Below are 14,514 nucleotides of genomic sequence, written 5' to 3'. Positions count from 1 at the left end.
AACCGGCTGATCCGTCGAGAACATCGCCACCTTGATGCGGAATCATCGCTGTCTGGCGCTGTCGGCTTCGGATTCCGTCGCGAATGGACCCGGTGGGCGAGGTCGTGGCAGGGGACGCCCGACCAGGGTCGTGGCCTCAAGCGGCCGAAATGGCACACTGGTTAGTTGAGCCCGCGCGTGAGTCCGCGCGACGGGCCCCTGTTGCGGCAGGTGCGACAGCCTGCACGCATGACCGATACGAAGACTTTTAGAGAGACATTGCCGCCATGGATCTGGTCGTTTTCCTGCCCCTGCTCATCATCATGGGCGCATTCATGTACTTCGCGTCGCGGCGCCAGAAGAAGGCCATGCAGGCGACCATCGACCTGCACAACTCGCTGCAGATCGGCGACCAGGTGCACACCACCTCCGGCCTGAAGGGCACGATCACCGGTATCACCGACGACTACGTCGACCTGGAGATCGCCCCCGGTGTGGTCACCACCTGGATGAAGCTGGCGGTGCGGGACCGCATCGTCGACGACATCGACGAGGACGGCGACACCGATGACGCCGATCTCGACGCCGGCGCCGACCTCGGCGAGCGGCCCAACACCAAGAGCGACGGCTGAAATCTCAGCAACAGCACGTAATCTTTTCGTGTCTTTCCATGTCTTTCCGTACCTTCGCGCCCTCGTGCGGTACCTGACGAACTGATCTCTAGGAGACTGTAAACACGTGGCATCGTCTTCGACGGTTCACCCTGCCCGCTATCTGGCACTGTTTCTGGTGCTGCTCATCGGCGCCTACCTGCTGGTGTTCCTGACGGGGGACAAGAAGGCCGAACCCAAACTGGGCATCGACCTGCAGGGCGGCACCCGCGTCACCCTGACCGCGCGCACCCCTGACGGCTCACCGCCGTCGCGCGAATCACTGGAGCAGGCCAAGCAGATCATCGGCTCCCGCGTCGACGGTCTCGGCGTGTCGGGTTCAGAGGTCATCATCGACGGCCAGAACCTCGTGATCACCGTCCCCGGTGACGACACCAGCGAAGCCCGCAGCCTGGGGCAGACGGCTCGGCTGTACATCCGTCCCGTCGTCCACGTAATCCCGGCCGCCGGTGCGATGCCGCCCGGAGCGGAAGCCGGCCCGCAGGGCGGTGCCCCCGGGGCTCCACCGGGAGCGCCCGGAACGCCGCCGGGCGCCGAACCCAGCCCCGCGCCCGGTGCGGATGCGGCCGCCGAGCCGGGGGCGCCGCAAGCACCCGCCCCGCAGCCGCGTCCGTTCCCGCAACAGCCGGCGCCGACCCCGCCTCCGGGACCGTCGCCGACCCCCGCGCCCGGAGCGCAGCCGGCGCCGGGCGCCGCGACGCCGGGTGACAACAAGGATGTCCCGCTGGCCACCCGCATCCAGGACGAGAAGCGGCTGCGGCAGAGCACGGAGCAGGCGATCCAGATCCTCGCGCTGCAGTTCCAGGCCACCCGCTGCGGCCAGGAGGACGTGCTGGCGGGCAACGACGACCCGAACCTGCCGCTGGTGACCTGCTCGCAGGACGGCAATGAGGTCTATCTGCTGGACAAGTCGATCATCAACGGCGAGCAGATCGCCAACGCGACGTCCGGGCTGAACCAGCAGGCCGGCGAGTACGTCGTCGACGTCGAGTTCAAGAGCGACGCCGCGAAGGTGTGGGCGGACTTCACCGCCGCGAACATCGGCACGCAGACCGCGTTCGTCCTCGATTCGCAGGTGGTCAGCGCCCCGGTGATCCAGGAGGCCATCCCCGGTGGCCGCACGCAGATCACCGGCCAGTTCACCCAGGACACCGCGCGCGAACTCGCCAACGTCCTCAAGTACGGCTCACTGCCACTGTCCTTCGAATCCTCGGAGGCCGAGACCGTGTCCGCGACGCTGGGCCTGTCCTCGCTGCGGGCCGGCCTGATCGCCGGCGCGGTCGGGCTCGTTGCGGTGCTGCTGTACTCGCTGCTGTACTACCGGGCGCTGGGCGTGCTCATCGCGCTGTCGCTGACCGCGTCGGGGGCCATGGTGTTCGCGATCCTGGTGCTGCTCGGCAGATACATCAACTACACGCTGGACCTGGCCGGTATCGCGGGTCTGATCATCGGTATCGGTATGACGGCCGACTCGTTCGTGGTGTTCTTCGAACGCATCAAGGACGAGATCCGGGAGGGGCGCTCGTTCCGGTCGGCGGTGCCACGAGGCTGGGCCCGCGCCCGCAAGACCATCGTCTCCGGCAACGCCGTGACCCTGCTCGCCGCAGCGGTGCTGTACTTCCTGGCTGTGGGTCAGGTGAAGGGCTTTGCGTTCACCCTCGGCCTGACCACCATCCTCGACGTCGTGATCGTGTTCCTGGTGACCTGGCCGCTCGTGTACGCGGCGTCGAAGTCCACGTTGTGGGCCAAGCCGTCGCTCAACGGGTTGGGTGCCGTCCAACAGATCGCACGCGAACGCCGAGCGGCCGCGAACGCGGCGGGACGGGGATAGATCATGGCGACACGTCACCGCACAGACAACGACGAATCCGGCGCGATCGAGGCGCCCGACCTGGAGTCCGCCGCGACCGGCGCAGCCAAGCACGGCTTCTTCGTCCGGCTCTACACAGGCACCGGCGCCTTCGAGGTCATCGGCAAACGCAAGCTGTGGTACACGGTCAGCGGGCTGATTATTTTGGTGTCGCTCGGCGCGATGCTGTTGCGCGGGTTCACCTTCGGCATCGACTTCGAGGGTGGCACCAAGGTGTCGTTCCCCCGCAGCGACACCCAGGCCACCACCTCGCAGGTCGAGACCGTCTTCACCGACACCATCGGCAACCCGCCGGAATCGGTCGTGATTGTCGGCGCCGGCGACTCGGCGACGTTCCAGATCCGTTCGGAGACCCTGGACAACGAGCAGATCATCGAGCTCCGCAAGGCGCTGTTCGACGCGTTCCAGCCGAAAGGACCGGACGGCCAGCCCAGCGAACAGGCCATCTCCGACTCCGCGGTGTCGGAGACCTGGGGTGGGCAGATCACCCAGAAGGCGCTGATCGCGCTCGTGGTCTTCCTCGTGCTGGCGGCCATCTACATCACGGTGCGCTACGAGCGATACATGGCGATCGCGGCGCTGGCGACCCTGGTGTTCGACCTCGTCGTGACCGCCGGGGTGTACGCACTCGTCGGCTTCGAGGTCACCCCGGCCACCGTCATCGGCCTGCTGACGATTTTGGGCTTCTCGCTCTACGACACGGTCATCGTGTTCGACAAGGTCGAGGAGAACACCGACGGGTTCGAGCACACCACCCGCCGGACATTCGCCGAGCAGGCCAACCTGGCGGTGAACCAGACCTTCATGCGGTCGATCAACACCAGCCTGATCTCCGTGCTGCCGATCATCGCGCTGATGGTGATCGCGGTCTGGCTGCTCGGCGTCGGCACGCTCATGGATCTCGCGCTCGTCCAGCTGGTCGGCGTGATCGTCGGCACCTATTCGTCGATCTACTTCGCCACACCGCTGCTGGTGAGCCTGCGCGAACGCACCGAGCTGGTCAGCAAGCACACCCGCCGGGTGCTCAACCGCCGTCAGACGGCGGCGGCCAAGGCCGGCGGCGCCGACCTGACCGGGGCCGACGCGCTCGCCGACGACGACGCCGTGACGGCCGAACCCGCGGCCGTGGTGTCCACACCGCCGGCTCCCGCGCCTGACAAGCCTGCCCCGGGCGCCCGCCCCGTGCGGCCCACCAGCAGCCGGACCGGGCGACCGTCGGGTAAGCGCACCCCGCGGAACCGGTAGCCGCCGATGGCCGATCGCTGGCGCCTGCGAGCCCGCCGGGCACCTCGCCCACGTCGCGCGATCGCGTTGACCGCGGTGCTGGCCGTGGTGGGCGGGCTGGGGTTGACCTCGTGCGGGGACGCCACCGCCGACACCGTCGACTACGCCGTGGACGGAGCGCTGATCACCTACAACACCAACACCGTCGTCGGCGCCGCATCGGGCGGACCGCAGGCGTTCGCACGCGTCCTGACCGGGTTCAACTATCACGGGCCGGACGGTCAGATCGTCGGCGACCACGACTTCGGCACCATCTCGGTGGTGGGCCGCAGCCCGCTGATCCTGGACTACGAGATCAAGGCCGAGGCGGTGTACTCCGACGGCAAACCGATCACCTGCGACGACATGGTGCTGGCATGGGCTTCGCAGTCGGGCCGGTTCCCGGGATTCGACGCGGCCAGCCGCGCGGGCTACGTCGACATCGCGAGCGTCGACTGCGCGCCGGGGCAGAAGAAGGCCCGGGTGTCGTTCGCTCCCGAACGCGGTTTCACCGACTACGGCCAGCTGTTCGCGGCGACGTCGATGATGCCGGCCCACGTGATCGCCGACGTCCTCGGTCTCGGTGACGGCGGGGTGACCCGGGCGCTGCTCGACAACGACCGCCCGACCGTCGAGCGCATCGCGCAGGTGTGGAACACCACCTGGGACCTGACGCCAGAGCTCGACCTGAAGAAGTTCCCGTCCTCGGGCCCCTACAAGATGGACTCCGTCACCGAGGACGGCGCGGTGAAACTGGTGGCCAACGATAAATGGTGGGGCACCACACCGGTCACCGCCGAGATCACCGTGTGGCCGCGCAGCGCCGACATGCAGGACAAGGTCAACGAGGGCGCCTATGACGTCGTCGATATCGCCACCGGATCGTCGGGCACGCTGAACCTGCCCGACGACTACGTGCGCACCGACTCGCCGTCGGCGGGTGTCGAACAGCTCATCTTCGCCCCGGGCGGCCCGCTGGCCGCGGTGCCGGCGCGCCGCGCATTGGCCCTGTGCACACCCCGTGACGTGATCGCCCGCAACGCCGAGGTGCCGGTGGCCAACACGCGGCTGAACAGCGCGACGGTGGACGCTTACAGCGCCGCCGAAGTCACGCCGCAGGTCAACGAGTTCGCGGTAGCCAACCCCGACGCCGCGCGCGCCGTGCTGGACGGGGCGCCCCTGACCGTGCGGATCGGCTACCAGACCCCCAACGCGCGTCTGGCCGCGACCGTCGGCGCCATCGCGAAGGCGTGTGCCCCCGCGGGCATCACCGTCGAGGACGTGGCGGGGGAGAATGTCGGCCCGTTGTCGTTGCGCAACAATGAGATCGACGTGCTGATCGCCACCGTCGGGGGAGCGGCGGGCAGCGGGTCGACGGGCTCGTCGACGATGGATGCCTACGCGTTGCACAGCGCCAACGGCAACAACCTGCCCCGCTACCGCAACGAGCGCATCGACGCGATCATCGCAACGCTGGCCGTCGTCTCCGACCCGAAGGAGATCGCGCGGCTGCTCGGTGAGGCCGCGCCGATTCTGTGGGGCGACATGCCGACGCTGCCGCTGTACCGCCAGCAGCGCACGCTGCTGACCTCGGCCAAGATGTACGCGGTGAGCGGCAATCCGACACGATGGGGCGCGGGATGGAACATGGATCGTTGGAAGCTGAGCCAGTGAGCGACATCGCCGACGTGATCGCGTCCCTGGTGCGGGAGGTCCCGGACTTCCCCGAACCAGGCATCCAGTTCAAGGACCTGACGCCGGTGCTCGCCGACGCGCACGGGCTGGCGCAGGTGAGCAGGGCCATCGCCGACGCCGCGCGCGGGGCGGACCTGATCGCCGGGGTGGACGCCCGCGGCTTCCTGCTCGGTGGTGCGGTCGCGATCAGCCTGGGCATCGGTGTTCTCGCGGTGCGCAAGGGTGGCAAACTGCCACCCCCGGTCATCAGCCAGACCTACTCCCTGGAATACGGCACGGCCACGCTGGAGGTCCCCGCCGAGGGCATCGATCTGGCGGGCCGCTGCGTGGTGATCATCGACGATGTACTGGCCACCGGTGGCACGCTGGCCGCCACCCATCAGTTGCTCACCCGGGTCGGCGCGAACGTGACCGGTGCGGTGGTGATGATGGAGCTCACGGCGCTGGGCGGTCGCACCGCGCTGGGACCGCTCGAGGTGACCAGTCTCTACACCGTCTGAGCGGATATCCTGCGAAGAGCACAGATCCCGGAGGTGAACATGGCCGACAAGGTTCGGACCGAGCCCGCCAGCCAGGCTGTGCAGTCGCCGTCCCGGCCGCCGGTGTCCAGCCCGGAGACCCAGCCGTTGGAGCTGCCCCGCGGCGACAGCACCAAACCGGCCACCAGCGCGTCCCGCCGGGTGCGGGCCAGGCTGGCCCGTCGGATGACGTCCCAGCGCAGCACGATCAACCCGGTGCTCGAACCGCTTGTCGCAGTGCACCGCGAGATCTACCCGAAGGCCGACCTGACGTTGCTGCAGAAGGCCTACGAAGTCGCCGAGCAACGGCATGCCGACCAGCTGCGCCGCTCCGGCGACCCGTACATCACCCATCCGCTGGCGGTCGCGAACATCCTGGCCGAGCTCGGGATGGACACCACCACGCTGATCGCCGCGCTGCTCCACGACACCGTCGAGGACACCGGCTACACGCTCGAGCAGTTGACCCAGGAGTTCGGGACCGAGGTCGGCCACCTCGTCGACGGTGTCACCAAGCTTGACAAGGTCGCGCTCGGCACGGCGGCCGAGGGCGAGACCATCCGCAAGATGATCATCGCGATGGCGCGTGACCCACGGGTGCTGGTGATCAAGGTCGCCGACCGGCTGCACAACATGCGCACGATGCGTTTCCTGCCGCCCGAGAAGCAGGCCCGCAAGGCTCGCGAAACGCTGGAAGTCATTGCGCCCCTTGCTCATCGGCTCGGGATGGCGACGGTCAAGTGGGAACTGGAGGATCTGTCGTTCGCGATCCTGCATCCGAAGAAGTACGAGGAGATCGTGCGGCTGGTCGCCGACCGGGCCCCGTCGCGGGACACCTATCTGGCCAAGGTGCGCGCCGAGATCACCGCGACCCTGAACGCGTCGATGATCAACGCTGTGGTCGAGGGCCGGCCGAAACACTACTGGTCGATCTATCAGAAGATGATCGTCAAGGGCCGTGACTTCGATGACATCCACGACCTGGTCGGCGTACGCATTCTGTGCGACGAGCTGCGAGACTGTTATGCCGCGGTCGGCGTGGTGCACTCGCTGTGGCAACCCATCGCCGGGCGGTTCAAGGACTACATCGCCCAGCCGCGGTTCGGGGTGTACCAGTCGCTGCACACCACGGTCGTGGGCCCCGAGGGCAAGCCGCTGGAGGTGCAGATCCGCACCATCGACATGCACAAGACCGCCGAGTACGGCATCGCCGCGCACTGGCGTTACAAGGAAGCCAAGGGCCGCAACGGAGTTCCGCCCAGCCACGCCGCCACCGAGATCGACGACATGGCGTGGATGCGCCAGCTGCTCGACTGGCAGCGGGAGGCCGCCGACCCCGGTGAGTTCCTCGAATCGCTGCGCTACGACCTCGCGGTGCAGGAGATCTTCGTGTTCACCCCGAAGGGGGATGTGATCACGCTGCCCACCGGGTCGACACCGGTGGACTTCGCCTACGCGGTGCACACCGAGGTGGGGCACCGCTGCATCGGCGCCCGTGTCAACGGTCGGCTGGTCGCGCTGGAACGCAAGCTCGAAAACGGGGAAGTGGTGGAGGTTTTCACCTCCAAAGCCCCGAATGCGGGGCCGTCGCGGGACTGGCAGACCTTTGTCGTCTCACCGCGGGCCAAGGCCAAGATCCGGCAGTGGTTCGCCAAGGAGCGCCGCGAGGAGGCGCTGGAATCCGGCAAGGAGGCCATCGCCCGCGAAGTCCGCCGTGGCGGACTTCCGTTGCAGCGGCTGATGAATGCCGAGACCATCACCGCGCTGGCCCGGGAGCTGCGCTACACCGACGTGTCGGCGCTCTACACGGCTGTCGGTGAGGGGCATGTCTCGGCGCGGCACGTCGTGCAGCGGCTGGTGGCCCAGCTCGGCGGCGACGACGAGGCCGCCGACGAGATCGCCGAGCGGTCCACGCCGGCGACCATGCCGGTGCGGCAGCGCACCAACGATGACGTCGGCGTCGCGGTGCCGGGCGCGCCCGGCGTGCTGACCAAGCTCGCCAAGTGCTGCACGCCGGTGCCCGGCGACAACATCATGGGCTTCGTGACCCGCGGCGGCGGGGTCAGCGTGCACCGCACCGACTGCACGAATGCGTCGTCGTTGCAACAACAGTCGGAGCGCATCATCGATGTCCAGTGGGCGCCGTCGCCGTCGTCGGTGTTCCTGGTCGCCATCCAGGTGGAGGCGCTCGACCGGCACCGGTTGCTGTCGGATGTGACCCGGGTGCTCGCCGACGAGAAGGTCAACATTCTCTCGGCGTCGGTGACCACGTCCAACGACCGGGTCGCGATCAGCCGGTTCACCTTCGAGATGGGGGACCCCAAGCACCTCGGTCACGTGCTCAACGTGGTGCGCAACGTGGAGGGCGTCTACGACGTCTACCGCGTGACGTCAGCGGCGTGAGCCGCAGTCTCAGCGCGCGGGCATCAGCACGGTGCTGAGCAACCGTTTGGTGCGGCCCGCGCTGCGGCGATTGCCCATGCGTGCCGTGATCACCGCGGCGAGTTCGTCCCGGAGCGCGTGCATTTCGTCGTCGTCCAACCACAGCGCGGCCTGGGTGAAGGCCACGCCGTCGGCTACGACGTCGACCTCGGGGGCCGCCAGGTAGCGGTCGAAGTCCGCCATCAGCATCGCGACGAAGGCGGCGAACGCGCGGCGGTGGTCTTCACGGGTCAAGTCGCGCGCCTGCTGCGGGGAGACCACCGCGGAGGGCAGGTGTAGGCGGACGGTCCGCTCGACGGCCCCTCGCACTTGTCGCTCGCGCGCCACTTCCAGCACGCCGGCTTCAGAGAGCGTGGCGATGTGCCGGTACAGCGACGCCGCTGGGATCTCGGGGAGCTCGGCGCGCAGGTCACCGGCGGTCAGTTCGCTGCCGTCCAGCATCGCCTGGACGATGCGCATGCGAACCGGGTGCAGCAGAAGATCGAGCGAAGCCATCTGCCTATTATCGCCCTTGGTATCATTATCAATAATGAGAAAGGAGAGGGATCGATGGCTGAACTTCGACGGGTCGGGACGGATGTGGAGCTGCGTCTGACGCTCGGGGAGAAGATCGCGGGCCTGCACGGCGACATCCGCGTGCCGGTGTCGGCGGTGAAGGCCGTCGACGTCGTGGACGAGCCGCTGCGCGCGGTGGCCGGCATGCGGGCCCCGGGTCTGCACTGGCCCGGACGCACGAAGATCGGTACCTGGCGCCGACGGGGCCGCAAGACGTTCGCCGTCGCGCGGGCGGGACGGCCCGCGGTGCAGATCGAACTCGACGGTCAGAACTACGACCGGTTGGTGGTCAGCGTCGCCGACGCGCAGTCGTCGGCGGATTCGCTGCGCTGAGCCTTCCCGGCGGTCAGTCCAGCTGGATGGACTTCACCGTGGTCGCCAGCTTGGGCGGGCCGTCGGGCCCGCCACCGTCGACGCCCTCGGCCGCGATCTTGTCCAGGGTGGCCAGACCGGTCTCGTCGATCGTGCCGAAGACCGTGTACTGCGGCGGCAGCTGCGAATCCTGGTAGACGAGGAAGAACTGGCTGCCGTTGGTGCCGGGGCCGGCATTGGCCATCGCCAGCGTGCCGCGCGGGTACACCACGGGCTGGCCGAGCGCCGGATCGTCGGGCTGGTACTGGTCGGTCGGGTACTCGTTGGCGAACTGGTAGCCGGGACCGCCGGTGCCCTCACCGGTCGGGTCGCCGCACTGCAGCACCCCGAGTGAGTCGCTGGTGGTGAGGCGGTGGCACGGGGTGTCGTTGAAGTAGCCCTGCTGTGCCAGGCTGGCGAAGCTGTTGACCGTGCACGGCGACTTGCCGTTGTCGAGTTGCAGCCCGATGTTGCCCTGGTCGGTGACCATGCTGGCGCTGACATGGGCAGGCTCGGTGGGCACCTTGCCACTGCGCGGCGGGGTGTTCTCCTTGCTGGCCGGCTCGGCCGCGGGGTACTGGCAGTCGCCGCCCAGATTTTCCGGTGCGGTGAACTCGGGCAGGGCCCCGGCCTCCGCCGGCGCCGGCATGTCGAGTGGCGACGACGGCTCGGTGGTGGCGGTGGTGCTGGAAGCGGACGCGGTCTGGGTGCCGGAGTCGCGGTTGGTGATCACGATGGTGGCGACCACGGCGGCGACGATGACGACGGCTGCCACCGCCGATCCGATGATCGTGTACAGGCGGCGCTTGCGCTCACGCTCGGCCCGATGCTCCATCTGTCGCTCGAGCTTGCGCTTGGCGGTCGCACGCCGTTGTTCGTTCGTCGGCACGGCCGGTGTCCTCCTCGAAGTTGATCCGGTCGGCACCGAGTGTGCCAGCTCCGGCTGGAAACGGCCGCCGCGACCCTCCTGAACAGGCTCACCACCTGGGCATGGGAAGCTGGAAGACGTGTTGATCACCGGATTCCCGGCCGGCATGTTGGCGTGCAACTGCTACGTGCTGGCCCCGCGGCAGGGCGCCGACGCCATCGTCGTCGACCCCGGCCAGCGGGCGATGGGTCCGCTGCGCCGGATCCTCGACGAGAACCGGCTGACCCCGGCCGCGGTACTCCTCACGCACGGGCATATCGACCACATATGGTCGGCGCAGAAGGTGGCCGACACCTACGGGTGCCCGGCCTTCATCCACCCGGCCGACCGGCACATGCTCACCGACCCGATCAAGGGCTTCGGGAGGGGGTTTCTCGGCGGCCTGGCGCGCACCGCGCTCGGAGCCATGTTCCGCGAGCCCAGGCAGGTGCTCGAACTGGACCGCGACGGGGACAAGATCGAGCTCGGCGGGATCACCGTCGCCGTCGACCACACCCCCGGCCACACCCAGGGCTCGGTGGTGTTCCGCGTCGAGCACGGGCCCGAGCAGGTGGCCTTCACCGGCGACACGTTGTTCCGGTCGTCGGTCGGACGGACCGACCTGCCCGGCGGCAGCGGGCGGGACCTGCTCGAATCGATCGTCACAAAACTGTTGGTGCTCGACGACGACACTCTGGTTCTACCGGGGCACGGCGAGCGCAGCACCATCGGCATCGAACGCCACACCAACCCATTCCTCGAAGGTTTGACTCCGTGACTGACTCGTTCAAGGCGCCCAAGGGCGTCCCCGACTACTTCCCGCCGGACTCGGCCGAGTTCGTCGCCGTACGCGCAGGGCTGCTGGCCGCAGCCCGACGCGCCGGCTACGGCGACATCGAGCTGCCGATCTTCGAGGACACCGCGCTGTTCGCGCGCGGGGTGGGGGAGTCCACCGACGTGGTCTCCAAGGAGATGTACACCTTCGCCGATCGCGGTGAGCGATCGGTGACACTGCGGCCCGAAGGCACCGCCGGCGTGATGCGGGCGGTCATCGAGCATGGCCTCGACCGTGGTCAGCTGCCCGTCAAGCTGTGTTACGCCGGCCCGTTCTTCCGCTACGAGCGCCCGCAGGCAGGCCGGTATCGGCAGCTGCAGCAGGTGGGCGTCGAAGCGATCGGCATCGACGATCCCGCGCTGGACGCCGAGGTGATCGCTGTCGCCGACGCCGGGTTCCGATCTCTGGGCCTTGACGGGTTCCGGCTGGAGATCACCTCGCTGGGCGATGACAGTTGCCGGCCGCAGTACCGGGAACTGTTGCAGGACTTCCTGTTCAAGCTGGATCTGGACGAAGAAACGCGGCACCGCGCGCAGATCAACCCGCTGCGGGTGCTCGATGACAAGCGCCCGCACGTGAAGGAGATGACCGCCGACGCGCCGGTCATGCTCGATCACCTCTCCGACGCGGCCAAGGCACACTTCGACACCGTGCTCGCGCACCTGGACGCGTTGTCGGTGCCGTACGTGATCAACCCGCGGATGGTGCGCGGGCTGGACTACTACACCAAGACGACGTTCGAGTTCGTCCACGACGGGCTCGGCGCCCAGTCCGGCATCGGCGGCGGGGGCCGTTACGACGGCCTGATGTCACAGCTGGGTGGCCGGGACCTGTCCGGGATCGGCTTCGGCCTCGGGGTGGACCGCACGCTGCTGGCGCTGCGCGCCGAGGGCAAGGCGGCCGGGGAGACGGCGCGGGTGGACGTGTACGCGGTGCCGTTGGGGGCCGACGCCAAGGTGCGACTGGCGGTACTGGCCGCGCAGTTACGGGCGGCGGGGGTGCGCGTCGACGTCGCCTACGGCGACCGGAGTCTCAAGGGCGCGATGAAGGGCGCCGACCGGTCGGGGGCCTCGATCGCGCTGGTGGCCGGGGACCGGGATCTGGAGGCCGGCACGGTCGGGGTGAAGAGCATGGCCACCGGCGAGCAGGTCGACATCGCCCTCGATCAGGTTGTCGCAGAGGTTCGTTCCCGCCTGGCGTAGCCCGGTGTCATGGCGAGTGTCATGGCGAGCGTGCGTGTCTGTGGCGGACACGCCGTGGAAACTGCCGAGAATGCGCACGCTCGTCCATGAGGGACTCAGCTGACGGGAGTCCTTCTCGAAGTCAACACGCGCTGCACGCCGGCCGCACTCACCATCAGCGCTCCCAACACCGCGACGGTGATGGTCCACAGCCTCCGGTCCTCCAGTTCCATGCGACACAGGTGCGTGTAGTTCACGTCGACCACGATCTCGCCGTCTACGGGTACGTTCGCTGCGTTCGAGTCGTCGAGCGATCGAGCCTCCGACAGGTCGGGCGCGACAACACTGCCACAACTGACGCTCTGCTGAAAAGGCGAGACTGACACGGGCGTGATCAGTCCCAGGAGCCCGACCAGCAAGACCACCACACCCACGAAGATTGCTATCCATCGCACCATGCCGTATCCGTACCCGCAGACGCCGCTTTGATACGTGCCGGCCCGCTGCACGACCGTATGACTTCGTGGCGCCGGGGTACTTGTGAGCGTGTGTGCTCACCACCAAGCCCGATTGATGCCAGGCCGCGCGCACCCCACGCGGGCTCTCGGACTTGCACTTGCGGCTCTGCTGGGTGCAGGGTGCTCAACCGACGGCCACGAGGCCCTCGGTACCCACACTGCGCGAGTGCTGATCAACGGCAGTGTGGTCGAGGAGCAGATGCGAATCACGTGTGACCAGGTCGGTTGGGTGTGGTTCATCGAAAGTCTGCAGCAGGAACCAGGTTTCACCGCTCAGGTGCGCACCGGCGACGCGTGGGCGCGCGACTGGTCCGGATTCAGAATCTGGCCGGCTTCACCGGCAGTTCGTGGAACGCCGATCCGGCGACCGCCCCGGTCGAAGCCGATGCCACGTTCTCCGATGGGGTATGCACGATCACCGGAACCGCGGTGGGGTATTACGTCGACGAACCCGGGGACACAGACACCGCGCACTTCGAGCTCAGGACAGGTTGCTAGACCGAGCAGAGTACCTGCCGGTGGTCCGTCACCGAGTCTGGACGGGGCACGCCTCGACCGGCACCGGCAACGTGATGTCGCCGGCCCGCTCGAAACGGAAGGTCACGTCAGTCGAGGTGGCGGGTCGCAGGCCTGGATCCAATCGTTGGAGCCGGACCGCCGGGTGACGCCCGTCGGGGGCTGGACCGTGGTTCGCCTCGCCGAAGGCGGCGGTCGACTTCGGGGGGATGGCCACGCTGTCGATGCCGTGCGCCTGCGCGGCCGCGCCGATGGTCAGACCGAGGAGTCGCTCGGTGTCTGCGGGACGGTTGTTCGTGACGGTGAAACGCATTTCGCCGCCGGCATCGAGTTGCAGCGCGCATTCGCCGGGCACAAAGGCCGGCACGATGAAAGCGTTCTCGACCGACGTACCCTCCGTATCCGATCCCGAGCCGCGATTGGACGAGTCCACCGCGGCATCCTCGCCGCACCCGGAGATTCCGAGTGCCAGCGCCGTTGCTGCCAGCACCACCGGAGCCTCCCGGTGGACCTGTGCTTGCCGCATGTGTCTGCCTCCAGTGGGTCGCATCGGCGATCTCGATTGTCCGAGGAGGAGTTCCCTCCAGGCCGGGGCTTGATACCCGCCATCCGGAAATCGGTGTTTGTCTCGGTTGAGCAACGATTGCGCGAACACCATAGTTGTGTGGCTCATGTGGGTAGGCGGAGGGCACAGCAAAGCCGCCGAAGACGACGCCTTCCGCCCAGAAAGAGGCCACGATGACACTCGCGCAGCCGGATGGTTCAGGCAGCGATGTTGCCGTCCGAGATCCTGACTGGCCGCATGTTGACACCATGTTCGCGCAGTTGACTGCCTGCGCGGCGGACGACGAGCGCAGGCGTTGGCGACAACGGATCATCACCGAGTGTGTGCCGCTGGCCGACCACATCGCCGTCCGATTTGTCGGGCGCGGCGAACCGTCCGAGGACCTGGTCCAGGTTGCCCGGATGGGGTTGGTCAAGAGCGTGGACCGCTACGACCCCGCCAAGGGGCGATTCGCGGCGTTCGCGGTGCCGACCATTCGCGGGGAGGTGTGTCGGCACTTTCGCGACCACACTTGGTCGATCGGTCAAGTCCAGGGACGTGGTGTACGACGTCGTCGTGTGATTCTTCGAGGTGATGGTTCAGGTGGTCAGTGCCGCGGGGGTGGCCTCCTGTTCGGTCGGGGTGTCGTTGACGGTGCGTGATTTGCTC

At 68.0% G+C, this 14,514-nt stretch carries 15 protein-coding genes; 11 read left to right on the top strand and 4 right to left on the bottom strand.

Annotation, left to right across the window (positions count from 1 at the left end; translation table 11 throughout):
• Positions 1–266 precede the first annotated feature (266 nt).
• The 6 genes from yajC to ACXMYJ_RS18695 all read left to right on the top strand — a co-directional run bounded on the left by yajC (position 267) and on the right by ACXMYJ_RS18695 (position 8,399).
• Positions 267–611 carry a preprotein translocase subunit YajC gene (gene yajC, locus ACXMYJ_RS18720; protein WP_260751989.1) on the top strand — a complete coding sequence of 115 codons (345 nt, stop codon included), beginning with the start codon at positions 267–269 and terminating at the stop codon, positions 609–611.
• 106 nt (positions 612–717) lie between these two features.
• Positions 718–2,481: a protein translocase subunit SecD gene (gene secD, locus ACXMYJ_RS18715; RefSeq protein WP_443189378.1), complete on the top strand. Its 1,764-nt coding sequence runs from the start codon at positions 718–720 to the stop codon at positions 2,479–2,481.
• A 3-nt stretch (positions 2,482–2,484) separates the two neighbouring features.
• On the top strand, positions 2,485–3,765 hold the full coding sequence (gene secF / locus ACXMYJ_RS18710; protein ID WP_260751991.1) for a protein translocase subunit SecF: 1,281 nt from the start codon (positions 2,485–2,487) through the stop codon (positions 3,763–3,765).
• 6 nt (positions 3,766–3,771) lie between these two features.
• Complete coding sequence (locus ACXMYJ_RS18705) at positions 3,772–5,457, top strand: ABC transporter substrate-binding protein (protein WP_460358352.1); 1,686 nt, start codon at positions 3,772–3,774, stop codon at positions 5,455–5,457.
• Positions 5,424–5,978 carry an adenine phosphoribosyltransferase gene (locus tag ACXMYJ_RS18700; protein WP_396884515.1) on the top strand — a complete coding sequence of 185 codons (555 nt, stop codon included), beginning with the start codon at positions 5,424–5,426 and terminating at the stop codon, positions 5,976–5,978. The genes ACXMYJ_RS18705 and ACXMYJ_RS18700 overlap by 34 nt, the downstream gene beginning before the upstream one ends.
• 39 nt (positions 5,979–6,017) lie before the next feature.
• The gene (locus ACXMYJ_RS18695; RefSeq protein WP_460358348.1) at positions 6,018–8,399 is read left to right on the top strand and encodes a RelA/SpoT family protein; all 2,382 of its coding nucleotides are present in this window, start codon (positions 6,018–6,020) and stop codon (positions 8,397–8,399) included.
• Positions 8,400–8,408: 9 nt separating this feature from the next.
• On the opposite strand, the gene ACXMYJ_RS18690 is transcribed toward ACXMYJ_RS18695, so the two are convergent.
• Positions 8,409–8,933 (bottom strand): helix-turn-helix domain-containing protein, encoded by a 525-nt coding sequence (locus tag ACXMYJ_RS18690; RefSeq protein WP_443189382.1) that lies wholly within the window; start codon positions 8,931–8,933, stop codon positions 8,409–8,411.
• Positions 8,934–8,987: 54 nt separating this feature from the next.
• Here ACXMYJ_RS18690 and ACXMYJ_RS18685 point away from each other — a divergent pair, with 54 nt between their 5' ends.
• A complete protein-coding gene (locus ACXMYJ_RS18685; protein WP_443189383.1) occupies positions 8,988–9,326 on the top strand; it encodes a hypothetical protein in 339 nt (112 codons plus the stop codon).
• A 13-nt stretch (positions 9,327–9,339) separates the two neighbouring features.
• Here the strand turns inward: ACXMYJ_RS18685 and ACXMYJ_RS18680 are convergent, their stop codons facing one another.
• On the bottom strand, positions 9,340–10,233 hold the full coding sequence (locus ACXMYJ_RS18680; RefSeq protein ID WP_260751997.1) for a peptidylprolyl isomerase: 894 nt from the start codon (positions 10,231–10,233) through the stop codon (positions 9,340–9,342).
• A gap of 118 nt (positions 10,234–10,351) precedes the next feature.
• Here ACXMYJ_RS18680 and ACXMYJ_RS18675 point away from each other — a divergent pair, with 118 nt between their 5' ends.
• Together ACXMYJ_RS18675 and hisS are read left to right on the top strand one after the other, a co-directional pair.
• Positions 10,352–11,029, top strand: coding sequence for an MBL fold metallo-hydrolase (locus ACXMYJ_RS18675; RefSeq protein WP_443189385.1), 678 nt, complete (start codon positions 10,352–10,354; stop codon positions 11,027–11,029).
• On the top strand, positions 11,026–12,288 hold the full coding sequence (gene hisS / locus ACXMYJ_RS18670) for a histidine--tRNA ligase (protein ID WP_460358343.1): 1,263 nt from the start codon (positions 11,026–11,028) through the stop codon (positions 12,286–12,288). The genes ACXMYJ_RS18675 and hisS overlap by 4 nt, the downstream gene beginning before the upstream one ends.
• A gap of 95 nt (positions 12,289–12,383) precedes the next feature.
• On the opposite strand, the gene ACXMYJ_RS18665 is transcribed toward hisS, so the two are convergent.
• Positions 12,384–12,701, bottom strand: coding sequence for a hypothetical protein (locus tag ACXMYJ_RS18665; RefSeq protein ID WP_260752001.1), 318 nt, complete (start codon positions 12,699–12,701; stop codon positions 12,384–12,386).
• 378 nt (positions 12,702–13,079) lie between these two features.
• Here ACXMYJ_RS18665 and ACXMYJ_RS18660 point away from each other — a divergent pair, with 378 nt between their 5' ends.
• The gene (locus tag ACXMYJ_RS18660) at positions 13,080–13,283 is read left to right on the top strand and encodes a lipoprotein LpqH (protein ID WP_260752003.1); all 204 of its coding nucleotides are present in this window, start codon (positions 13,080–13,082) and stop codon (positions 13,281–13,283) included.
• 28 nt (positions 13,284–13,311) lie between these two features.
• Here the strand turns inward: ACXMYJ_RS18660 and ACXMYJ_RS18655 are convergent, their stop codons facing one another.
• On the bottom strand, positions 13,312–13,827 hold the full coding sequence (locus ACXMYJ_RS18655; protein WP_260752004.1) for a copper chaperone PCu(A)C: 516 nt from the start codon (positions 13,825–13,827) through the stop codon (positions 13,312–13,314).
• A gap of 212 nt (positions 13,828–14,039) precedes the next feature.
• Here ACXMYJ_RS18655 and ACXMYJ_RS18650 point away from each other — a divergent pair, with 212 nt between their 5' ends.
• Positions 14,040–14,507, top strand: coding sequence for a sigma-70 family RNA polymerase sigma factor (locus tag ACXMYJ_RS18650; RefSeq protein ID WP_460358339.1), 468 nt, complete (start codon positions 14,040–14,042; stop codon positions 14,505–14,507).
• The last annotated feature ends 7 nt before the right edge of the window (positions 14,508–14,514 follow it).

It is taken from the genome of Mycobacterium sp. ZZG, from assembly GCF_054786995.1.
This window is presented reverse-complemented; position numbering and strand designations above follow the sequence as displayed.